Annotated in this window: 21 protein-coding genes; 7 read left to right on the top strand and 14 right to left on the bottom strand. The window is 64.9% G+C overall.

From position 1 onward, the window contains the following. Positions 1-11 precede the first annotated feature (11 nt). Together LDH74_RS15865 and LDH74_RS15860 are read right to left on the bottom strand one after the other, a co-directional pair. A complete protein-coding gene (locus tag LDH74_RS15865; protein ID WP_226039671.1) occupies positions 12-1,358 on the bottom strand; it encodes a hypothetical protein in 1,347 nt (448 codons plus the stop codon). Positions 1,359-1,491: 133 nt separating this feature from the next. Continuing rightward, positions 1,492-3,336 carry a tryptophan--tRNA ligase gene (locus LDH74_RS15860; RefSeq protein WP_226039670.1) on the bottom strand — a complete coding sequence of 615 codons (1,845 nt, stop codon included), beginning with the start codon at positions 3,334-3,336 and terminating at the stop codon, positions 1,492-1,494. 105 nt (positions 3,337-3,441) lie between these two features. Here LDH74_RS15860 and LDH74_RS15855 point away from each other — a divergent pair, with 105 nt between their 5' ends. After that, complete coding sequence (locus LDH74_RS15855) at positions 3,442-3,837, top strand: MGMT family protein (RefSeq protein ID WP_226039669.1); 396 nt, start codon at positions 3,442-3,444, stop codon at positions 3,835-3,837. An 87-nt stretch (positions 3,838-3,924) separates the two neighbouring features. After that, the gene (locus LDH74_RS15850; protein ID WP_226039668.1) at positions 3,925-4,854 is read left to right on the top strand and encodes an ornithine cyclodeaminase family protein; all 930 of its coding nucleotides are present in this window, start codon (positions 3,925-3,927) and stop codon (positions 4,852-4,854) included. 240 nt (positions 4,855-5,094) lie between these two features. Here LDH74_RS15850 and endA read toward each other — a convergent pair whose 3' ends face one another. From endA to LDH74_RS15805, 9 genes are all read right to left on the bottom strand, one after another. Further along, entirely contained in the window at positions 5,095-6,165 is a 1,071-nt protein-coding gene (gene endA, locus LDH74_RS15845; protein WP_226039667.1) for a tRNA-intron lyase, read from the bottom strand. Positions 6,166-6,488: 323 nt separating this feature from the next. Then, positions 6,489-7,265 (bottom strand): DUF91 domain-containing protein, encoded by a 777-nt coding sequence (locus LDH74_RS15840; protein WP_226039666.1) that lies wholly within the window; start codon positions 7,263-7,265, stop codon positions 6,489-6,491. 96 nt (positions 7,266-7,361) lie between these two features. Continuing rightward, the gene (locus LDH74_RS15835; protein ID WP_226039665.1) at positions 7,362-7,592 is read right to left on the bottom strand and encodes an Lrp/AsnC ligand binding domain-containing protein; all 231 of its coding nucleotides are present in this window, start codon (positions 7,590-7,592) and stop codon (positions 7,362-7,364) included. A 54-nt stretch (positions 7,593-7,646) separates the two neighbouring features. Beyond that, the gene (locus LDH74_RS15830) at positions 7,647-8,351 is read right to left on the bottom strand and encodes a hypothetical protein (RefSeq protein WP_226039664.1); all 705 of its coding nucleotides are present in this window, start codon (positions 8,349-8,351) and stop codon (positions 7,647-7,649) included. 171 nt (positions 8,352-8,522) lie between these two features. Next, on the bottom strand, positions 8,523-9,689 hold the full coding sequence (locus LDH74_RS15825; RefSeq protein WP_226039663.1) for a DUF4897 domain-containing protein: 1,167 nt from the start codon (positions 9,687-9,689) through the stop codon (positions 8,523-8,525). Positions 9,690-9,804: 115 nt separating this feature from the next. Continuing rightward, positions 9,805-10,047, bottom strand: a complete 243-nt coding sequence (locus tag LDH74_RS15820; protein ID WP_226042540.1) for a hypothetical protein — start codon at positions 10,045-10,047, stop codon at positions 9,805-9,807. 105 nt (positions 10,048-10,152) lie between these two features. Next, positions 10,153-10,503 (bottom strand): hypothetical protein, encoded by a 351-nt coding sequence (locus LDH74_RS15815; protein ID WP_226039662.1) that lies wholly within the window; start codon positions 10,501-10,503, stop codon positions 10,153-10,155. Between the two features lie 297 nt (positions 10,504-10,800). Then, complete coding sequence (locus tag LDH74_RS15810; RefSeq protein WP_226039661.1) at positions 10,801-11,175, bottom strand: hypothetical protein; 375 nt, start codon at positions 11,173-11,175, stop codon at positions 10,801-10,803. Positions 11,176-11,185: 10 nt separating this feature from the next. Then, on the bottom strand, positions 11,186-11,740 hold the full coding sequence (locus tag LDH74_RS15805; RefSeq protein ID WP_226039660.1) for a hypothetical protein: 555 nt from the start codon (positions 11,738-11,740) through the stop codon (positions 11,186-11,188). A 283-nt stretch (positions 11,741-12,023) separates the two neighbouring features. Here LDH74_RS15805 and LDH74_RS15800 point away from each other — a divergent pair, with 283 nt between their 5' ends. The 3 genes from LDH74_RS15800 to LDH74_RS15790 all read left to right on the top strand — a co-directional run bounded on the left by LDH74_RS15800 (position 12,024) and on the right by LDH74_RS15790 (position 14,091). Then, positions 12,024-12,620: a DJ-1/PfpI family protein gene (locus tag LDH74_RS15800; protein ID WP_226039659.1), complete on the top strand. Its 597-nt coding sequence runs from the start codon at positions 12,024-12,026 to the stop codon at positions 12,618-12,620. Between the two features lie 187 nt (positions 12,621-12,807). Continuing rightward, positions 12,808-13,266: a TRAM domain-containing protein gene (locus tag LDH74_RS15795; protein ID WP_226039658.1), complete on the top strand. Its 459-nt coding sequence runs from the start codon at positions 12,808-12,810 to the stop codon at positions 13,264-13,266. Between the two features lie 168 nt (positions 13,267-13,434). Further along, positions 13,435-14,091: an HAD family phosphatase gene (locus tag LDH74_RS15790; RefSeq protein ID WP_226039657.1), complete on the top strand. Its 657-nt coding sequence runs from the start codon at positions 13,435-13,437 to the stop codon at positions 14,089-14,091. Positions 14,092-14,160: 69 nt separating this feature from the next. On the opposite strand, the gene LDH74_RS15785 is transcribed toward LDH74_RS15790, so the two are convergent. From LDH74_RS15785 to LDH74_RS15775, 3 genes are all read right to left on the bottom strand, one after another. Continuing rightward, on the bottom strand, positions 14,161-16,521 hold the full coding sequence (locus LDH74_RS15785) for a DEAD/DEAH box helicase (protein ID WP_226039656.1): 2,361 nt from the start codon (positions 16,519-16,521) through the stop codon (positions 14,161-14,163). Positions 16,522-16,628: 107 nt separating this feature from the next. Further along, a complete protein-coding gene (locus tag LDH74_RS15780) occupies positions 16,629-17,225 on the bottom strand; it encodes a hypothetical protein (protein ID WP_226039655.1) in 597 nt (198 codons plus the stop codon). Positions 17,226-17,359: 134 nt separating this feature from the next. Beyond that, on the bottom strand, positions 17,360-17,875 hold the full coding sequence (locus LDH74_RS15775; RefSeq protein WP_226039654.1) for a PH domain-containing protein: 516 nt from the start codon (positions 17,873-17,875) through the stop codon (positions 17,360-17,362). Between the two features lie 166 nt (positions 17,876-18,041). On the opposite strand from LDH74_RS15775, the gene lipA reads away from it, so the two are divergent. Beyond that, positions 18,042-19,022, top strand: coding sequence for a lipoyl synthase (lipA, locus tag LDH74_RS15770; protein ID WP_226039653.1), 981 nt, complete (start codon positions 18,042-18,044; stop codon positions 19,020-19,022). Between the two features lie 270 nt (positions 19,023-19,292). Then, positions 19,293-20,399, top strand: coding sequence for a pyruvate dehydrogenase (acetyl-transferring) E1 component subunit alpha (gene pdhA / locus LDH74_RS15765; protein WP_226039652.1), 1,107 nt, complete (start codon positions 19,293-19,295; stop codon positions 20,397-20,399). The last annotated feature ends 3 nt before the right edge of the window (positions 20,400-20,402 follow it).

Raw genomic sequence — 20,402 nt, 5'->3', positions numbered from 1 at the left:
CGGCCGATGCACTACTGATTCGAGAGTCGCGTCGTCTCGAGCGAGCCGGGATCGACCCACTCGAATCCCGATCGCTCGGTCGTCGCCGTCGCCTCGGGGACGTCGACGGGCGCACACCCGTCGGCGAACTCGATACGGGTCTCCTCGGACTCGACCGCGGGTAGCTCCGGAAGGAACTCGTCGTCCTCGAGCAGGCCCCGGACGGAGACGGTTCCGCCCGCGTCGAGCGCCGCACCGAGCGCCCGGTAGCGGTCGTCGTCGGACTGGGGCTCGAGTTCCGTCCCGAACGAGTCGTTGTCGATGCGTGCCGTCTCACTACTCCCCGAGAGCGTCCCGAATTCGTCCGCGTTCGTCGTGTCCTCGTCGCTACTTGGTGTACTCTCCCCGTCGTCGAACACGGTCGCTTCCGACTCACAGTTCTCGGAGCGACCGTCGTCATCGTCACGTCTCGAGACCGCGGGAGTTCCCCGAAGTTCGAAGCCGTCGATTTCGCTCGAGGGGGCCGATGCGATCGATCGTTCCGGGCCCCCCTCTGACGGTGACGTGGCTAGCGCGTCGCTCGAGACGTGCTTTGACGCCGCGTCCGAATCCGGCTCCGATCGCGCGGACGGCTCGGCTTCGTCGATGAGCGAGTCGCCGCTCGTCGTCAGATCGTGCGACCGGTCGGAGCCCCGCTCGAGTGCCCACGGCGGCCACGGTCCGTCGCCGTCGGCACCGAGACCGTCGCCGTCGAGTCTGCTCGCGCCGTCGGCCGCCGTAGCGGGGACGTACGCCTCGAGTCCGTGGTCCGGACAGAGCGGCCGATCGACGGCCTCGATCCGCGGGCCGTAGCGTTCGCGGAGCCGCTCGAGCGCACTCGTTTCGACCAGTGCGGCCCGCCAGCGATCGACGCCCGCCGAGAGGAGGACGAACCGCGCGCCGGTTCCCTCGAGGATAGCGTCGTTGATCGTCCAGAGGACGGCGGGGAGGTTGTCGGTCCCCAGCGGCGTCTCGGGATACGTGATCGACGTCTCGCGGCGGCGGCCGCGGGGATCGGTGGCGGTGAGTTTCAGCCCGTTCCGCGTGTGTGTGATCGTGACCGACCAGCGGATCGACTCGAAGACCGCGGCGAGTTCGCGCTCGAGGTCGGCCGCCGAGTACCGAGCCGAGCAGGCCAGTCCGCGGTCGCTCCGCGTGATCGTCCGACGGAGCACCGTCCGCCGGTCGACGCCCGTCGAGAGCGCGTCGGCCAGCGCCGTCTCGAGGCTATCGCCATCGGACGAACCCGGCCCGAGATCCGCCGGCGTGACACCGAACGCACCGAGCACGTCGGCGGGGACCAACAGGTCATCGTTCGATTCACGGAGGGACCGGGCCATCGATAGTTTCGGATTCCACAACCGGACTGATATATCTTCGTCAGACGCTGAAAATGACTCATCACTCCCAAAAAACATATCAGCTCAGTCACCCGATCGCCAACGCTCGTCAGCACCGTCGGTGGATCGCCGCTCAGCGACGCCGCGGCGACTCGAGTTCGATATCCGCTTCCTCGAGCAGGTCTTCGACCTCCTCGCGTTTTTCCTGGTGTTCCGCGAGGAACTCCCGCATGAGCTGGGCGGCTTGCTCCTTGCAGTCGCCACAGAGCCGTTCGCCGCCGACGCACTCGTCGTAGACGCGCTTGGCGAACTCGTCGTCGTCGCCGGCTAGCAGGTACGCGTAGAGTTCGTAGACGGGACACTCGTCCGCTTTGCCGCCGAGTTCGCGCTGTTTCTCGGCCGTCTCACGGCCGCCGGTGGTTGCCGCTTTCACCTTGTCGTAGCCGTCCTCGGGGTCGTCCAGCAGCGAGATGTGGCTCGCGGGAATCGACGAGGACATCTTCCCGCCGGTCAGCCCGGTCATGAATCGGTGATAGATCGACGACGGTGGCTGGAACCCGTAGCCGCCGTTGTCGACCTCAACCTCGCGGGCGAGTTCTTCTGCGGTATCTTTTGCTATCTCCATCAGTTTGGCTCTGTCTTCTGGAAGCTTGTTTAAATTCTGAGGTTTGTGGACTAACGTCTCGATATCGAAAATATCGATATGTGACTCATATGCTCTAAAGTTGTACTGCTCACATTTTCTCTTCAGATCCTCAAATGCGCTTTCTGTTGCCTTCCGGTTGAATATCCTAATTCTCTCTCTAAACGGCTCCTTCCCAGCACCTTCTAATGTGGAAATTAGTGAGAAAATGGTTTCTTTATTGACATTCTCTGGTGGCGCAACTTTCCCGGGATTTATATAATTTGAAACAGACTTCCAGTCGCTCCTTGAATAGTCATATTCCAACTCCATAACTTCATCAATATCGGGCGATGATAGGTCAAATTGGTTAGATTCATCGCTAGTAATATAATCCGACATCCAATCCAATATTATCGAAGCTTGACCACACCTTATAAATCCTAGACTTCCGCCTGATACATCTTTAGGCTCGTTCTTTTCAATAGTGTTTAGGAACGCTTGTCTAATTTCTTCATTAAGCCAGGCGGCTAATTCTCTCTCTTTATCACTCAACTCTTGACTCAGATACGCCTCGCTCACCTTGAAGAAGCGCATCCGCTCGGCGAGGTCCCGCGCCAGTCGGACGTGAGGATCCTGATCCGGACCGACGGGGATCACGGTCGGCTTGGGCTCCTCGAGTTGCGGGTAGAGGATGTCGGCCATCTGGGTGACGACCGACTGCATGTGCGAGACGTCGGTCTCGCCGTCGAAGCCGTAGATCGCCTGGAACTCCGAGAAATTTGCCTCCGCGCCGAGATCGAAGGCGAGATCCTGTACCTCGCGGTTCGTCGACTGGCGGTAGAGTTCGCCCTCCTCCGGGTCGAAGCCGAGCGCGAGCAGCGAGAGCAGGTAATTACGCGCGTGCTCGTCGATCTCTTCCCAGCTCATCCCGCGGGCGGAGTTGGCCTCGAGGTCGGCGATCAGGCCGTAGGCGTCGGCCCCTTGCTCTTGATGCCAGATGATCTCGTCGAAGACCAGCTTGTGGCCGATGTGGGGATCGCCGGTGGGCATGAAACCCGACAGGACGGCCGCCGGCTCGTCGTTCCGTAAGGCTTCGGCGACCGGTCGGTAGTCCCGGTGGCCGAAGATGACGCCGCGTCGCATCAGATAGTGCGGATTGGGCACCTGCTCGAGCAGCTCGTCGAACTCCTCGATACCGAACTCCTCGAACAGCTTTCGGTAGTCGGAGACGCTCGAGGATCCCCAGGGGTCCAGCGCGACGTCATCCGCACCTGCGGCTCCGCCGTCCGTTATCGGTTCCCCGCTCGTCGGTTCCCCTGACTCGGACTCCTCGAGTGGGTCGTCTCCGGTCATTACGTGCGTTTTGGCTCGGCAGCGCGCAAAAACCTTCGGCTTCGCCGTCGCCGAAATCTTCGGTCGGCGAGAGTGAAGTGGGTGCGCGTCGAACGTCGACCGACGATGCAGGTTCAGGTATTCGGGTGCGAACGGGAGATCGACGAGTCGCGGATCGATGCGGATCCGGAAACGATCCGCGAGCAGGTACGGGAATACGAATCGGGAACGAGGACGGCGTTCGACCTCGAGATCGAGTTCCCCGATGGCTTCACGGGCAGCGTTATGCGAGCGATGACGGAGATTCCGGCCGGTGAAACGCGAACGTACGGCGAGATCGCGTCGGCCCTCGAGAGCGCACCGATCGCGGTCGGGCAGGCCTGCGGTCGCAATCCGATTCCCGTGATCGTTCCCTGTCATCGGATCGTGGGCGTAGATTCGCTCGTCGGCTACGGCGGCGGACTCGATCTGAAACGGGAACTGCTCGAGCACGAAGGGGCAGCGCTTCCGGGCGAGCCGTAGGCGTTCGCCGCTCACCGTTGCCGTGTCAACGGACGAGACCCGCCGCGGGGCTGAACTGTTATGGTCCATCCGCCCGACGGGTCGATCATGCCCGACTTTCCCATCCTCACTGACGGCGATGTTTACTCGCAGTTCGAGTACGCGCAGGTCGTCGACGCCATGCGCGACGCGTTCTGCGAACGCGCTGCGGGAACGCTCGAGGCCCCGCCGCGCTGGCGCGTCGACGCCGGCGAGGGCGAGTTGGTGTTCACCGCCGGCTCCGCGACCGGGTCGGCGAACGTGACCGGATTCAGGGTCTACGAGACTCACCCCGAGTCCGGCGACGAGCACACGGAACTGGTGGCCGTCTTCGACGCGACCACCGGCGCGTTCGCGGGCCTGTTCGTCGGGTTCGCGATCGGCGGGCTCCGGACCGGCGGGATCGGCGGCGTCGCGATCGACCACCTCGCCCGCGAGGACGGCGAGACGCTCGGGGTTCTCGGCTCGGGATTTCAGGCTCGAGCGCAGGTCGGCGCGGCGTGTGCGGCCCGCGATTTCGCGGAGGTGCTGATTTACAGTCCGACCGCTGAGAGCCGCGAGTCGTTCGCCGAGACCGCCGACGGCGAGGTCGAACCGCCCGTCCGCGCGGTCGACGATCCCGAACCGGTCGTCCGCGACGCGGACGCGCTCGTCTGCGCGACGAACAGCGAGGAGCCCGTTTTCGATCCCGACTGGCTCGAGCCCGGCACCCACGTCACGACGATCGGGCCGCGATTCCGAGACGCCCACGAACTCCCGCTCGAGGTGGTCGACCGCGCCGACGTCATCGCGACCGATTCGCTCCCGCAGGTCGACGCCTACGACCGGCCGTACGTCGCGTCGGGCGACGACCGCGAGCGAATGGTCGAACTCGCCGACGTGCTCGAGGACCCCGATCTCGGCCGCCAGCGCGCGACCGACATCACGCTGTTCTGTTCGGTCGGGCTCGCAGGAACGGAGGTCGTACTCGGAGCGGAATTTCTCGAGCAGTTTACGTAGACGGAGTATCACGTGCGGTGGCGCGCGCTGTCGACTGCCCGAGAGATAGCGAGGGCAGTCGACGACATTGTGCGAGGGATGAGCGAACGACTGAAAGGAGTGAGCGAATCGGTTGGGGAGGGTGTGGATTTTCCGTATTGCCAGCATGAGCAGAACGCTCGTCGTTCACGACCCTCAGTATTCAAAGCGAAGTAGACGTCTATAAACAGCGATCAATGACCGTCTCTGATTCAGTTCCAATTAGGGGGTCAACCGCTCGAGCGACCACCACTCTATCTCCGTCTCTTCGGCGGAGTCGTCGCTGACCAGCGCGAACACCATCGTCTTCCGGACGCCGTGAGCGAGCCGAACGTCCAGCGCCAGATCTCGGGGCTCGAAGACGTACGCCGCGGGATGCACGCGAACCAGCAGTTCGGAGTGACCGAGGTTCTCGACGGACTCCACGTCCGCGTAGGTCCGGAAGTCCGCACCGAACTTGTACCCCGTCTTGGGGACGACGCCTCGCTCTCGCAACTCCGTGTAAACGGTCAGCCGCCGATCGAATCGCTCGCCCTCGACCTCGCGGCCCCGCTCGCGGACCGTGTCGGCCTCGAGCGCGAGCGCCCCTCGCTCGGCGAGGTAGGTCGCCTCGAGCAGCGAACACTGCAGCGTCGGCTCGTCGTACTCCCGGCCCTCGAGGGGCTGGCCGTAGAACGTCTGCTCGTAGAGGGAAAGCGGCGGCTCCCAGACGACGACCCGATCGGCGAGCAGGTCGGCCTCGCAGTCCTCGGGCAGCGTGGCGTCGGTGCCCGACGAGCCGGTCGGATCCCGCCGTCCCACCTCGAAGTAGGTGATTTCGCTCTCCTCGTCGACGACCGCTAGCACGCCCTCCCGGAGTTCGGCGGCCGGAATGTCGGTCCGTTCGCCGATGATCCGCAGCGCGTAGGCGATCTCGCCGTCTCGAGGCCCCTTTCCTCGCGGGAAGACCGCGAAGTCGGCCTCGCCGCTCGGCGGGTTCGGAACCCACGGCTCCGCGGCCGGCGAGAGATAGAAGCCCCGCGACCGCAGATCCGCGTAGACCAGGAACCGAACCCCGAAATCCTCGCCGGGCTCGCGAGCCACGAATTCTCGAAACCCGAGGCGCTCGCCGCTGCCGGCGTCGACGACCGCCTCGAGATCCCCCCGATACAGGAGGTGGGCCGCTTCGACCGGCGCGAGGGCGATCTCGTTGCCCTCGAGCGGATAGCCGTAGCCCCGCGAGTCGTGATAGCGCTGGCGCGCGTCGCCGCCCACGCGGACGACGCCGTCGTCGAACCGCCCCTCGAGTGACATAGCCGGGGTTTTGCGGGCCGTGACTAAGTGGCTGCGGATCGATCCCCATTCGAGAGTGGTGGTGGGACGGACACTGTTGGGCGTGCGGGCTTGAGAACCGTGGGCGGGTTCAGGAGCATCTCTGCTGCAAACAGCCCGAAAGCCCCTTCCGGTCTCGACTCCCGGGACTCGCTGCGCGCCTCGCTCCCTTCGGTCGCTCCGGTGCTTCCGTCGTCCGGGTTCGTCGAGGCCGGAAGCCCCTTTCAGTCCCACCCACCGCAGCGGCGGCTGGTCGGGCGGCTATCGCAGGGTGCAACCTCCGCTTTCGCGTTCGATCCGGTCGTTCAGTCGTCGGCCGCGGATTCGGCCTCGAGCGCCGCCTCGAGCCCCCGATCGCAGGTCGCATCGAGACAGCGGGTGCCGCTGGCGGTCTCGAACGTCGGGAGGCCACAGCCGCAGTCGCCGTCGGCGATGCCGGCGGGGACGGCGAAGCCGGTGTCGCAGTCGGGGTAGTGCTCGCAGCCGGCGATGAGGCCGCCGCGCCGGAGGATCCGGAGGTCGCCGTCGCAGTCGGGTTCGGGACACGTCCATTCGCGATCGAAGGCCTGCTTGACTGCCGCATCGAGGGACTCACAGCCTCTGTCAAGGCAGACGTTGAACGCCAGCCCGCGCTCGACGCGCATCTTGGGGAGGCCACAGTCACAATCACACTGCTCGTCGCGGATCGTCGCGTCCGCGGGCACGCCGTAGCGGTCGCCACAGCCGACGCAGTGGACCCCGCTCGAGCGCACGAGCGCGCCGCCGCAGTCGGGACACGTCCCGATGGGCGTTCCGGCCGCCGAAGATGGGTAGTGGGCGAACCCGTCCTGATCGTGGGTGGCGATCCGCAGCGTCTGGGTCCCCTTCTTCGCGACGAGGGTGAAGCCGCCGGTGCGATCGCTCGAGACGCTGTCGGCGCGGGTCAGCCACGCGACGGGCTGGTAGCCGTCGGTGTCGTGGACGAGGATGGTGTTGTCGGGTTTGACGATCGTCGTCACCCGGCCGCGGTACTCCTGTCGGTCGTCGTCCTCGGCGATAACGGTGCAGTCGCCCGCGAGGACGCGGATCGCGTCGTCGATCATGGCCTGTCTGGCCGCGGGTTCGTACTTAAAGTCGCGGACGAGTGGATGCCGCCGTCCTGGCCCGATCGGGGTCGAGCGACTGACACACTCGCTGGCTCAGTCGATGCAGATGTACGTTCGCGTCGTCCCGACCCCCTCGAGCGGCCGAACGGTGTCGGTGATCGTCTCGAGGATATCGTGCGGGTCGTCGCCCGCTATCTCGACCATAACGTCGAAGTCGCCAGCGATGACGTGTGCGTCGATCACCGCTTCTGCATCGCACAGGGTACGACAGACTCCCTCGGCGGTTCCAGTTGCGGTATCGATCACCGTATACGCGTCGACCATCTCACCGCTCTACGGAATCGAGCGGCAAAAAACGGGTGTGCGTCGGCTGCTGGTTCACGCTTCGCTCGACGCTACGTTCGTCTCGCCGTCGCTGCTGACACTCCGTTCGTCGGTTCGAGTGTCACCGCCGACGTCGATCGGACTGCTGGGATCGCGGTCGGGACCGAGCGACCGTTCACCGTCGTCCCCGGCGATCGATCCAGCGATTTCCGCGGTCTCGGGTCCGCCGAGATCACCGGCGCGATCTCGCAGCGTTCGGATCGAGTCGACGTCGATACCGTGCGGAGCGAGCACCGCTTCGGGGAGTCCGGTCGCGGCCGTCTCGGCCGTCGCCGCCCGGCGCTCGAGGGACCGCATCTCGACGACGATCGTCGCGACTTCCGCGCGATAGCGCCCCTCGCTGATGTCGCCGGCCTCGCGGGACTCGTTCCGTTCCTCGAGTCTCCCCTCGAGTTCGGTGAGGCGTGCTTCCGTCTCGTTGAACTGCGCGGCGACGACGGCCGCCTTCGTCGCGTTGGTCTCCGCGTTCGCGATACGGACGCCGAAGGCCCGTTCCGAAACGTCGCCCTCGATTTCGGCGTTCTGGACGCCGACGGCGGCGGCGAACTGTTCACCGGGTTTGATCGACTCGTTTCCCGCCTCGGAGTCGCTTGTCGCCTGTCCGTTCGCGCTCGAGGAGACGCTCGCCGCAGCGAGGGGGACCGCGACCATCGCGACGACGAGTATCGCTGCCAGCGTGATCGATATGGTTCGGTTCATTGATGGGAGTCGTAGTTGCGTAGTGATAGACACTCGAGTCGATGACTTGGGTTCATCGACGGTTTCCGCCATTCAACGCCGTTTTCGATCCGTTGCTGTCCGTCGATTTCACCGATTTCGCCTGTACCGGCTTACTCGGTGGACCTGATTCGACGGAGACTCGATTTCGTCTCATTCGTTTTCGTCACTGCCGGCATTCGTCGTGATTGGCTCGTCCGCGTCGGGGAGCGAGAGCACGTTTTCGCGACCGAGGCGGAACGACTCGAGGTCCCCTTCATCGCGGAGCGCGCTGACCACTTTGCTGGTCTTCGCGTCGGTCCAGTCGAGTTCTTCGACGACTGCCTGCTGTTTCATCCGGCCGCCGTTATCTTCGACGAGCCGGAGGACCTGTTCTTCGTTGGTGAGGAGCGCCGGATCCGGCGCTGCGGTCGCACTCGAGCCAGCCGATTCGTCGGCCGTCGACGACGCCGACGTCGATGCCGTCGCGGATCCCGAACCAGATTCGGGGGTGCGCTCCGGATCGGTATTGGACTCGGGAGCCCCGTCACCGTCGGTCGTTTGCCCCGCCCCAGACGTGCGGTTGCGGTACCACCATGCACCGCCAGCGCCGAGGACGGCCACGATAGCGACGATTCCCGCGAGCATCGTCGTGCTGAGCCCGGTCCCGCCGTCAGCGGCGGTAACGACGACTCGAGGCTCTCCAGAAACGAAGTCCGTCTCGCCGCCCCGCCAGATCACCGCGTTCTCGCGCTCGTCGTCCGGATCGGGCGTGACAGACGTTCGCTCGTAGCCGTCCGGCCACTCGAGCAGCAATCGGGTCCCGTCGTCGAGATAGATTCCCTCGACGGCGTCACCGGCGCGGATCTCGTCGCCCTCGACGGCGGCGAACCCGTCCCAGCGGAACTCGTATCTGACGACGCCGTACTCGCGTGCGAGCGACTGTCGCGCGGTACTCACGCGAAACTCCTCTGCGGCCATCTCGCGGCCCGTTGCGTTGCTCGCCGTCGAAACCGTCTCGTTCATCCGATCGGCGAACGACTGCGTGTAATTTTCGGGATCGTCCCGAATGTCCGCTCGTAGCGACTCGAACGCCTCCGTGCTCTCGTTGTCGTCGAGGCGGACCAAGAACTCGAGCGTCCACTCGGCGGTCCCGTCGGGCTCGAGCGCGACGTCCATTCGGACCTCGTCCGCGTCGATCTGGTCCTGCTGGAGCGTAAACGGACTCGGTTGGGGCTGGCCGGCGTTCGTGGTTCCGGTGGCAGCGACAGCGACGACTGGCCCCGATCCGCAGAGGAGCGCCGCGGCGACCACGATCGCGACGCCGGCGCGAACGTTCATACGTGTCGGTACTTGCCACTTCGCTTAAATCATACGAAAGTCCTACTACGGTGTGTGGTCGCCCGTAAACGTTCGATACGACGATTCAGATCGAAATGGAAAACTCGGTGTCACTTCACGTCGTCGTCAGTCCGGGCGCACCGCTCCCGGCAGTGAGGTCCCGAACGACTTCGCCGAGCGAATCGATACCGCTACTGACGGCGTCAATTATCGCCTCGAGAACGTCGGAGACGAACGCCGGTACCGAATCCGGAAGGGTGTCTGGTGGCCCGTCCGCTGACTGTGCTGTTACAGCTCCCGTTGCGCCGGTGAGGAGTGTGAGCGCGACCACGATCGCGAGTATCGTTTGTCTCTGCATCACGATCGGACGGGAGGCGCTCACCCACATCAACCGGGTAGTTCGTGACCTCGATTCGATCCGACTTGAGCCGACTGTCGATCGGTTTCGGCCGACTGCGGATCACTACGTGCCGGGGACGCCGAACGCTCCGACGCCGAGGCCGAGGACGGCGTTGAGAACCAGGAGGATGATGAGCGCGGCGAGCCAGGCGATGAGCCCGATGGCCGCGGCCGTTCCCCAGCCGCCGGGGTACCGCCAATTGATCACCCAGACCCAGGCGATCAGTGCCAGTATCGGACCCAGAAGCGGTATCCACGACGTGAGCGCCCATGCGATCGCTCCGAGGAGGGCCGTGACGATCGCGTGTGAATAGTCATCGACGTCGACGATGAGTCGCGCGCTGACGAAGATCGCCAACCCGCCGATGAGCAGTGCGACCACGAAGGCGACGAGTGATCCGATTATGGAGACCATGTCACACACTTCGCCGTCCAGACGATTATATCAACCCCTTTCAGTACCGCCGCTGGCGCGTCGACGGTGATTGGACCGTCAGCGCGGACGCTAACTCTTCCGTCGGAAGCGACTGATCCAATGCGAATACTGCTATCGTGGTCGATACCGATACTACTGCAGTCGTCTCCGATGCCAGCGTGGGAGGTTCGCTGGAGAACGTGTCAGCGGGAGAGGCCCGGTGGAGGAAAGCGTTAGCGGGGCAAGCTCGGTGGAAAGAAGCTCAGCGGGGGAGGGGAGCGTCAGCGGGAACCCGTTTCAGGCACCCGGCACGCCGAGTGCCGAAACCGAACCGATACCCATCAGCTCGAGGGCCGCGAGGACGACGACGGCCGCCGCCCAGGCGGCGATACCGGTCGCGCTGGATCCGATCCAGCCGAGTCGGTAGCGCCACTTGACGACCGCGACCCAGGCGACGATCGCCAGCAGCCCGCCGAGTAGCGGTATCGGCTCGAGGAGCGCCCAGGCCAGCGCGCCGAACAGTGCGGTCAAAACCGCGTGACCGTAGTCCCGAGCGTCAGCGACGACGCGGGCGGCGACGTGGAGGGCCAGACCGCCGACCAGCAGGCTCACGGCGAACGTCAGCAGTCGGTCCTCGAGACCGATCGCCATCGGCGAAACTGGGGTGGGCATGGAGAGTCAGTTACGCGTCAGACTGTTCGTCGCTATCGGACGACTCGTTCTGTTCGTCATCGTCGTTCTGTTCGCCGTCGTCGGTCTGCTCGTCTTCGTCATCGTTCTGCTCGTCATCGTCGTCGTCGTCGTCTATCTGTGACTCGTCGTCGTCGGTGTCGTCTTCGTCGGTGTCGTCAGCCTCGCCGCTTTCGTCGGCATCTTCGCTTTCGTCGGCGTCGTCAGTTTCGTCGTCATCCGGCGTCACCGCGCTGACAGCGTCGCCGAGCGATCCCTCGAGGTCACCGCTCAGGAACGACGAAATTCGATCGTGGATTTCGGACACGTGATCGGGGACCTGATCAGGGAGGTCGACGGCGGGCCCCTGTCCGTTCCGTTCGTCGGCGGCACCGCCGGCAGCGGATCCGTTCTCGCTTCGATCCTCGCGTTCGTCTGCGTTCGCTTCGTCGGTGCTATCCGCGCCCCCGTCTACGGAGACGGGTGCACTTCCGGGCGCTGCAGCGGCGAAGCCGGTTGTCGCGATCAGTACTGCGCAGGCAGCTGCGATGAGCGTTGTTCGTTTCATGGCTTGCATCCGACTCTCGGTGGCCGGATGGACTTGAAGGGGGTGTGTCGTGGACCCGATTTTCGAGCGTTTGAAGCCGTTTGACGGACGTTTTCGCGCGTTTGAGCCCGTTCAACGCGGACCGAATCGGATCGCGCCGGTGACGATCGGCGGGTCACACTATCCCGATGAATCCGGTGGGCCGATGCGCCGGCGCGTCGGCGATACGACTCGAGGGCCGCCCTTTCGAGTCACTATCTAGCACGGACGAAACGGGTTTCTCCGGTGCGAGCGACGCTCACGTATGGTCGACCTGACTGCCGAAATCGTCCTGTTCGAGGGCTTCGACGAACTCGACGCGATCGGTCCCTACGAAGTGTTGCAGAACGGTACCCAGGCCGGTGCGTCGATCGAGACGCGACTGGTCGCGCTCGCGGAAACGGATCTCGTGACGGCGAGTCACGGCCTTCGCGTCGAGCCGGACGGAACGATCGGCCGACCGGATCTCCTGCTCGTCCCCGGCGGCGGGTGGACGACCGCGGACAGCGGCGTCCGGGCCGCCGTCGAGGACGAGCGCCTGCCCGCGGCGGTCGCCGAGCGCGCCACCGCCGGCGCGACCGTCGCCTCGATCTGTACCGGCGCGATGGTGCTGGCCGAAGCGGGCCTGCTCGAGGGCCGGCCCGCGACCACTCATCGGGTCGCGATCGAGGACCTCAGGGCCGCCGCTGGGGAGGTAGTCGACGCGCGCGTCGTGGACGACGGCGACGTGCTCACCGCCGGGGGCGTGACCGCGGGGATCGATCTGGCGCTGTGGCTCCTCGAGCGCGAGTTCGGCGCGGAGATCGCCGCGGCGGTCGAAACGGAGATGGAACACGAGCGCCGCGGCGAGGTCGTCGACTGACGCACTCCCGTCTCGAGCGTGCCGACCGCGTAACGCGATTCCGGAACGGGACGTGGTTCCGCTCGTTGCGAGCAGGATTGCGGGGAAAAGGCGGGACCATCGGACGGGCTCGAGCGACCGGACACCGAGTCGACGTATTCAGTAGACTCAAGGGAACATGACTGTTCCTATGGGACAAGGACATCCAATGAAGATATCCGATCAACTTCTCTGTCTGTTTTCCGGACAAGTAGAGGAGCGAGACGAATCGTACGTCGTCGAGGTTCCCAAACGAGAACTCCAACTCGGCGATGTAGAGGAGGGACGGCCGTACCGAGTCGCCGTGTTGTCTCCCTCGACGGATTCGAACGACGAGGGACAACAGGAGCCCACAGCGGAGACGGAGCGAAACGCGATGGCGACGGCGGACCGGCGATCGTCCCAAACACACGGCTCGCTGGAACCGCCCGTCGAAGCGGGCGAAACCCGGACGGTGGAGATCGAGGACGTCGGCGATCAGGGAGACGGCATCACGCGCGTCGAGCGCGGATTCGTCGTCATCGTTTCCGGGACGGACAAGGGAGAGCGGGTGCGGATCGAAATCACCCAGGTACAGGAAAACGTCGCGTTCGCCGACGTGGTGGAACGACTGGATTACTACGAGTAGCACTCAAGCGCGTCGGCCGCCGATCCGTCAATCGGGTGCCGAGGAACGCGTTCGGAGGAGCGGGATCCGATCTGTTCGAACGGCTCTGTCCCGCTCCCGTCCCGCTCCCGTCACGCCCCCTGCTGCCTGCCAAACGGCTATACGCGGGGATCGAATAGCCCGGCATACATGACTGCTGTGCTCTTCGATATGGACGGGGTGCTCGTCAACAGCGAAGACTACTGGGTCGATTTCGAACGCGAGGAACTTTTCCCCGCGGCTGTCCCCGACGAGAACGTCGACCTCGCCGAGACGAGCGGGATGAACTTCCGCGAGATCTACGACTATCTCGAGGCGGAGTACGGAACCGCTCTCTCCCGCGAGGAGTTCGTCCGGCGGTTCAACGAGGCAGCCGAGGAGATCTACACCGAGCGCGCCGAAGCGCTCGACGGTCTGCACGACCTCCTCGCCGAACTGGACGACCGCGGCGTCCCCACGGCGCTCGTTTCGTCGTCGCCACACGACTGGATCGGCATGGTCCTCGAGGAGTTCGACCTCGAGGGGTCGTTCGACCGCGTGATCAGCGCCGACGATATCGACGCCGCGAGCAAGCCGGCTCCCGACGTCTTCGAATATGCGGCGGACGAAATCGGTGCCCCGGCCGACGCGTGCATCGTCGTCGAAGACTCGGCGAACGGGATCGAGGCGGCCGCTCGAGCCGGGACGTGCGTAATCGCGTACCGGATCGCCGCCCACGGCGACATCGATCGGTCGCCGGCCGATCAGATCGTCGATTCGCCCGCTGAACTGCGAGAGCGCGTCCTCGAACTGGCGGATCGCGAGTAACAGCATCGAACTGGCCGAGCGGGAGTAGCGGTGTCGACCACCTCTCTATCGGCCGTCGATCGCACCCAGCTATCGAACGTCGACCGTCCGACTCGATTCGATCGGAATCAGCGGCGTCTCGGGGAAGGCGACGCTGACGGTGAACTCGAGTTCCTCGGCGTCGGCACCGAAGACGCCGACGGGAACGGTCTCCTCGTTACGCAGGTAGAGGTTCGTACTCGTCATCTCCACGTCATTGACCATCACCCGGATACCGGCGCGGGCCGGTTCGCCGACGTTTCGCACCGTAACCTCGCAGACCTCGTTTTCGCCCGTCGCGACGCTGTCGGGGAACTGCCCCCACTCGATTTCGACCGCGGGGAGCGACTGGGCGCCCTCGTAGACGCGCTCGGCGACGCCCTCAGAGAGCCCGGCGTCGACGAGCCCTCCGACGCCCGCATCGATGATGTCGCCGGGCGTCGACAGCCCCTCTTTCGCCAGTTTGCTCGCGCGACCCGGGCCGACGCCGTCGATGGCGGTCAGCCCGACGGCGTCCTCCGCGACGCCGTTTTCGATGCGGGCCTCGACCTGTCGCGCGAGGTTCGCGGCGTGGGGCCCGACGAAGCGATCGAGGAACGCCCCGAGCGCCGAGAGGAGCCGCGTGGCGTTTTGTCGAATCACCCACGCGTCGCTGCGGAGTTCCGCGGGCGTGGACCCGCTGGCAGCTCCGCGGAGGATCGCGAGTACCTTCCGCTCGCCCGCGTCGAGTTCCTCCGTGTCCTCGCCCACGAGCACCGCGTTGACCGCGTCGCGTTCGTCCTGTCGGGCCGACACCGAGTCGAACTCCTCGGCGGTCGCGACCGTCGCGAGGATGTCGCTCGCCTCGAGTTCGTCGTCCCCCTCGCTCCCGACGCGATCGCACAGCGCCGCGAAGCGGGCCGCCGTATCGAGTCTGAGGTAGTACTTCGAGGTCAACACGCCCCGTGCCGTCGCCTCGATCGAGAGGTCCTCGCCGGTCTCGACGAAACCCCGATCGACCAGCCCCTCGAGACAGTCTCGCACCCGCTGGCGGAGATTGGGGAAGTCGTAGTCGTCGGGTTTTGACTGGCCGCGGACGTAGTAAAACGTCGTCTCGAGCCAGTCCATCACGTCCTCGAGATCGGTGATGGTCCCCATCGCGATCTCGGCGTTGAGGTGGGTCTCCAGGCTCTCGGCCAGTCGGGACTCGATCTCCTTCCCGTCGCGGAGCAGCCGGCGGTACTTGTCGGCCTCGGCCGTATCGCAGACCACCCACCCGTAGCCGATGTCGTCGTACCCCGGCCGCCCGGCGCGACCGAGCATCTGGAGCACGTCTAGCGGGCTCATGTCGACCTCGCCCTCGAGGGGGTCGTGCAGTTTCGTGTCCCGAATTACGACGCAGCGGGCGGGCAGGTTGACGCCCCAGGCCAGCGTCGAGGTGGAAAAGAGGAGTTCGATGTGGCCCTGCTTGAACCACTCCTCGACGAGGTCCCGGTCGTTCTTCGAGAGGCCGGCGTGGTGGAAGGCCACCCCGTCGAGCGCCGACTTGCGGAGCGTGTCGTTCTCGAGGTCCTTCGATTCGGTGTGAAAGTCGTAGTCGCCGCGAGCCCCCATCGGAATATCTCGCTCGGCGATCTCGTCTCTGGCCTTCTTCGCGGCCTGAACGGTGTCTTGCCGGGAGGAGACGAAGACGAGCGACTGGCCGTCCTCCCGGAGGTGGGGTTCCGCGAGGTCGAGCGCTCGATACAGGCGGCGGTACTTGTCCGCGAAGGAGTTGTCGCCGTGGGTGTAGGTCTTGACGCCCGCGTTGAGGTCGACGGGTCGGTACTCCTCGCCGAACTCGAAGGTCGTCTCCTCGGGCGCGTCGAGCCACGCCGCCACGTCGTCGATGTTCGGCATCGTTGCCGACAGCGCGACGATTCGGGGTTCGCAGAGCCGCCGGAGCCGGGAAATCGTCACCTCGAGCACGGAGCCCCGCCGATCCGCGTCCAGCAGGTGCACCTCGTCGATGACGCAGACGTCGATATCGGTGACGAAATCGTAGCGTCGTGAATCGTGTTTGCGGGTCGCCGAGTCGAGTTTCTCGGGGGTCATCACGAGGATGTCCGCCCGGCGCGCGCGGCGGGGGTTCAGGTCGCGCTCGCCGGTGACGACGTACACCGAGTAATCGAGGTCCTCGAACCGGTCCCAGTCGTCTTCCTTCTCGTTGGTCAGCGCTCGCATCGGAGCGATAAACAGCGCCGTGCCGCCGTCGGCGAGCGCTTTACAGATCGCCAGTTCCGCGAGCGCCGTCTTCCCCGAGGCCGTGGGCGCGCTCGCGACCACGTTCTCCTCGGACTCGAGCAGTGCGGGCAGTGCCTCGCGTTGCATCCGGTTGAACTCCTCGAAGGCGAAAGCGTCGGCGAATTCGGGGAGAACCTCGGCGACCTCCATCACACGGTAAGGGGGAGTGCCGGGTCAAAGGCGTTTCCTTCGAGTCGCAATCCAGTCGCCATCGAACCTCTCTCGTGGCACTTCGTGTCTCCCTCACAGCGCGGTGTCTATCGCGTATTGACGGCAGCGGCGATCGCAGCCCCCGCGGTGGCGAATATCAGCGGGTACAGTATGCCGCCGAGCACGATCGCGGGCAGGAGTGCCGGCCCGATCGAGCCGGTGGCTTCGATCCCGAACGCGGACGCTTCGATGTTGGTTTCGGCGACGACCGCACCGAGGCCCATAATCACGGCGTACCCGATGGTCACCGGTGCACCGGCGATGACGGCCTCGTCGAGAGCAGTAACGTTCCACCGCACGGCCAGGAACGCACCGACTCCGAACAACGCGAGCGGGGGAAGCACGTACAACAGGTCGGCGCTCGAACTACTCGACTCGGCGATGAGGTTGAGGATATCCGTCCCGCTGAACGGGCCAGCCTGTCCGCTGGCCTCGATATCGACCATGTGGGCCTCGTAGAAGTACCAAGCGACCCCCTTCCAGGTGGCGATATCCTCGCTGGCCTCGCGTACCTCGTTCCCGATCAGCAGGTATGTGATGAGATAGCCGAGCGCGGCGGCGAAGACGCCGAGTCCCGCACTCGCTGCAACACTCGAGCCCCGCGATACCGGCCCCTCTTCGGACATTGTCAGATATGAATACATTGCACCTCCTAGGACATACTCGATCTAATGTGCTTTGGTTCATCGGTCGTTCCGAGGCTGTCACCGTCCACTCGAGCGTCTCCCTGGCAGAGAAGGAGGGTCGACGACGCGCTTCCCGGATTCCGAGTCGTCGCTCAGACGGCTGTTCTATCTGTCGCGACGTGCTCGAGCTGGTCGCTGAGCTGGCTGCTCGCCCGTTCTGGCTTGGGAACGCGTTCGAAGGTCAGCTCCGGTTCGCCGGAGCCGGCGGTGTAGACGGTCAGGTCGCCGTAGCCCAGCAGGCGACCGATCCCCGACTGGCGCAGGCTGGTGTTCTGGACCCGCTCGAGGCGAAACTGAGTAACGTCCCTCGAGACGATCCCGCGTTTCTTGTAGAGCTCGGAGGAGGTGATGACGTAGCGGGTGTTCGTCCAGACGAGATAGCGGACGGACGCGACGACCGCGCCGACGATGATCAGGAGGAGTCCGAGTATCGTCAAGGGGCCGATGCCGTCGGTCCCGCTCCAGCCGGCGACGAGAAAGCCGACGAGTGCGACCCCGATCCCGATCGGCAGTCGAATCCCCATTGTGACCGGATGGGGGCGGCTCTCCCAGACGATACTCTCGTCGTCGCTGATGTGAAACCAGTCTGGTGTCGAGCCGAAAGCCATCGGCCGCGCCTATTCGGTACCCGTCCGTAAAGCTATCGGGAGAACGGACCGATTAACGGCGATATAACTGAAATTCAGACGTTTTGACGACACGTTCTGCCCCTGCTGTCGCGGCGTCGGCCGTGAGATCACCACGGTTTTTCACTTCGCGGCTCGATACTCGAATATGAGCCGTGCGCGCAAACCCGACTGGCTGAAGAGCCGTCCGCCGTCGGGCCAGGAGTTCGCCGGCATCCGTGAGACGCTGCGGGAACACGGCCTGCACACCGTCTGCGAGGAGGCCAACTGCCCGAACCTGGGCGAGTGCTGGTCGGGCCGCGCCGGTCCCGACGGAACCGCGGGGTCCGGCGACGGCAGTGGCGGGACGGCGACCTTCATGCTGATGGGCGACCGCTGCTCCCGAGCCTGCAATTTCTGCGACGTGAAAACGGGCGGGATGGAGCCGCTCGATCCCGACGAACCCGCGAACGTCGCCGAAGCGGTCGCCGAGATCGGCCTCGACTACGTCGTCCTCACGAGCGTCGACCGTGACGACCTCCCGGATCAGGGTGCGGGACATTTCGCCGAGACGATCCGCGAAATCAAGGACCGTCATCCCGGCATCCTCGTCGAAGTTCTCATTCCGGACTTCCAGGGCGAAGAACGCCTCGTCCGAAAGATCATCGACGCCGAACCCGACGTGATCGCGCACAACGTCGAGACCGTCGAGCGCCTGCAGTTCCCCGTTCGCGATCGCCGCGCGGGCTACGAGCAGAGCCTCTCTGTCCTCGAGCAGGTCGAGCGCGAGTCCGATATCTACGCGAAGACCTCGATCATGCTCGGCCACGGCGAGTACGACCACGAGGTCTATCAGACGCTGGCCGACCTGCGCGAGCGCGGCGTCGACATCGTCACGCTCGGACAGTATCTGCGCCCGTCGAGAGACCACCTCGAGGTCCAGCGGTACGACCACCCCCACAAGTACGAAACGTGGCGACGCGTCGCCGAGGACGAGTTAGGGTTCCTGTACTGCGCGAGCGGCCCGATGGTTCGATCGTCGTACAAGGCGGGAGAACTGTTCGTCGACGCCGTGTTACGCGAGGGGAGGAGCGTCGCAGAGGCGCGAGCCGATGCGCGCCGCTCGAGTCCGGAGCGGTCCGAGCCCTGAGCGGTGACGCCGAGACGGTTTCTCAGCCGCAGCGATCGATAAACCGGCGGCGGTCGAACGTCGTTTTCACTCAGTCTCGTTACCGTCCCAGGGCCCTGGTTCGATGATCGCCACAAAACGACCACTTTCGGTCACTCATGTCCAGAATCGTCCCCTATCGTTCGATACTTTCGGAGCGGGTTGGCAAGAATCTCTCCGTTAGTAAACTATTTGGGAAACTCCTTTACCCTGAGCGATAGTTCACTAGGGTATGTACAGGTGGCTCTTCCCGTGAGTACGTTACAGCGCGATCCCGACGAGCGAGTACAGGTACTCGACGAGGCGGGCCGCGTTCGCGAGGGCGTCGACGTCCCCGACCTCTCCGAGGACGAATTCGTCGAGATGTACGAGCAGATGCGGCTCGTGCGTCGCTTCGACGAACGGGCCGTCAGCCTCCAGCGGCAGGGACGGATGGGGACCTATCCGCCGCTGTCCGGTCAAGAGGGGGCACAGGTCGGCAGCGCCCACGCCTTAGACGCCGAGGACTGGGTCTTCCCCAGCTACCGCGAACACGGCGTCGGACTGGTTCGGGGACTCTCCCTCGAGCGAACGCTGCTCTACTGGATGGGCCACGAACAGGGCAACTACATGCCCGAAGACGTCAACATCTTTTCGGTCGCCGTCCCCATCGCGACCCAGATTCCCCACGCGACCGGCGCGGCCTGGGCATCGAAGCTCAAGGGCGAGGAGAAGGCCTTCGTCTGCTACTTCGGCGACGGGGCCACGTCGGAGGGCGACTTCCACGAGGGATTGAACTTCGCCGGCGTCTTCGACACGCCGAACGTCTTCTTCTGTAACAACAACCAGTGGGCCATCTCGGTGCCGCGCGAGCGCCAGACGGCGAGTGCCACCCTGGCCCAGAAGGCCACGGCCTACGGATTCGAGGGCGTCCAGGTCGACGGCATGGACCCGCTGGCGGTGTACAAGGTAACCCGCGAGGCCGTCGAGAAGGCGAAAAACCCCGGCGAGGGCGAACTACGCCCCACCTTGATCGAGGCAGTCCAGTACCGATTCGGGGCCCATACGACAGCCGATGACCCCTCCGTCTACCGGACCGACGACGAGGTCGAACGCTGGAAGCAGAAAGATCCCATCCCGCGCCTCGAGACGTACCTTCGATCGAACGGCATGCTCGACGACGAACGGGTCGACGCGATCGAAGCGCGGATCGAAGAAACGGTGGCCGACGCCATCGACGGGGCCGAGTCGGTCGAACGGCCGGATCCCGAGGAGATCTTCGCCCACGTTTACGAGGGGATGCCCCGACGGTTACGGCGACAGCTCGAGTACTTCGAATCGATTCGCGACGACCACGGCGACGACGCGCTGCTGGAGTGATAT

It is taken from the genome of Natrinema sp. DC36 (assembly GCF_020405225.1).
Classification (GTDB): Archaea; Halobacteriota; Halobacteria; order Halobacteriales; family Natrialbaceae; genus Natrinema.
The sequence above is the reverse complement of the archived record's forward strand: the minus strand, read 5'-3'. Positions and strand labels throughout refer to the sequence as shown.

Bases quoted from the DNA above. Each gene is read 5' to 3' on its own strand.
- LDH74_RS15825 (WP_226039663.1), bottom strand. From the start codon at position 9,689: ATGAACGTTCGCGCCGGCGTCGCGATCGTGGTCGCCGCGGCGCTCCTC.
- LDH74_RS15810 (WP_226039661.1), bottom strand. From the start codon at position 11,175: ATGCCCACCCCAGTTTCGCCGATGGCGATCGGTCTCGAGGACCGACTG.
- LDH74_RS15835 (WP_226039665.1), bottom strand. From the start codon at position 7,592: ATGGTCGACGCGTATACGGTGATCGATACCGCAACTGGAACCGCCGAG.
- LDH74_RS15775 (WP_226039654.1), bottom strand. From the start codon at position 17,875: ATGGCTTTCGGCTCGACACCAGACTGGTTTCACATCAGCGACGACGAG.
- LDH74_RS15860 (WP_226039670.1), bottom strand. From the start codon at position 3,336: ATGACCGGAGACGACCCACTCGAGGAGTCCGAGTCAGGGGAACCGACG.
- lipA (WP_226039653.1), top strand. From the start codon at position 18,042: ATGAGCCGTGCGCGCAAACCCGACTGGCTGAAGAGCCGTCCGCCGTCG.
- LDH74_RS15850 (WP_226039668.1), top strand. From the start codon at position 3,925: ATGCCCGACTTTCCCATCCTCACTGACGGCGATGTTTACTCGCAGTTC.
- LDH74_RS15840 (WP_226039666.1), bottom strand. From the start codon at position 7,265: ATGATCGACGACGCGATCCGCGTCCTCGCGGGCGACTGCACCGTTATC.
- LDH74_RS15780 (WP_226039655.1), bottom strand. From the start codon at position 17,225: ATGTATTCATATCTGACAATGTCCGAAGAGGGGCCGGTATCGCGGGGC.
- LDH74_RS15790 (WP_226039657.1), top strand. From the start codon at position 13,435: ATGACTGCTGTGCTCTTCGATATGGACGGGGTGCTCGTCAACAGCGAA.
- LDH74_RS15830 (WP_226039664.1), bottom strand. From the start codon at position 8,351: ATGAACCGAACCATATCGATCACGCTGGCAGCGATACTCGTCGTCGCG.
- LDH74_RS15805 (WP_226039660.1), bottom strand. From the start codon at position 11,740: ATGAAACGAACAACGCTCATCGCAGCTGCCTGCGCAGTACTGATCGCG.
- LDH74_RS15855 (WP_226039669.1), top strand. From the start codon at position 3,442: ATGCAGGTTCAGGTATTCGGGTGCGAACGGGAGATCGACGAGTCGCGG.
- LDH74_RS15795 (WP_226039658.1), top strand. From the start codon at position 12,808: ATGAAGATATCCGATCAACTTCTCTGTCTGTTTTCCGGACAAGTAGAG.
- endA (WP_226039667.1), bottom strand. From the start codon at position 6,165: ATGTCACTCGAGGGGCGGTTCGACGACGGCGTCGTCCGCGTGGGCGGC.
- LDH74_RS15785 (WP_226039656.1), bottom strand. From the start codon at position 16,521: ATGGAGGTCGCCGAGGTTCTCCCCGAATTCGCCGACGCTTTCGCCTTC.
- LDH74_RS15865 (WP_226039671.1), bottom strand. From the start codon at position 1,358: ATGGCCCGGTCCCTCCGTGAATCGAACGATGACCTGTTGGTCCCCGCC.
- LDH74_RS15800 (WP_226039659.1), top strand. From the start codon at position 12,024: ATGGTCGACCTGACTGCCGAAATCGTCCTGTTCGAGGGCTTCGACGAA.
- LDH74_RS15820 (WP_226042540.1), bottom strand. From the start codon at position 10,047: ATGCAGAGACAAACGATACTCGCGATCGTGGTCGCGCTCACACTCCTC.
- LDH74_RS15815 (WP_226039662.1), bottom strand. From the start codon at position 10,503: ATGGTCTCCATAATCGGATCACTCGTCGCCTTCGTGGTCGCACTGCTC.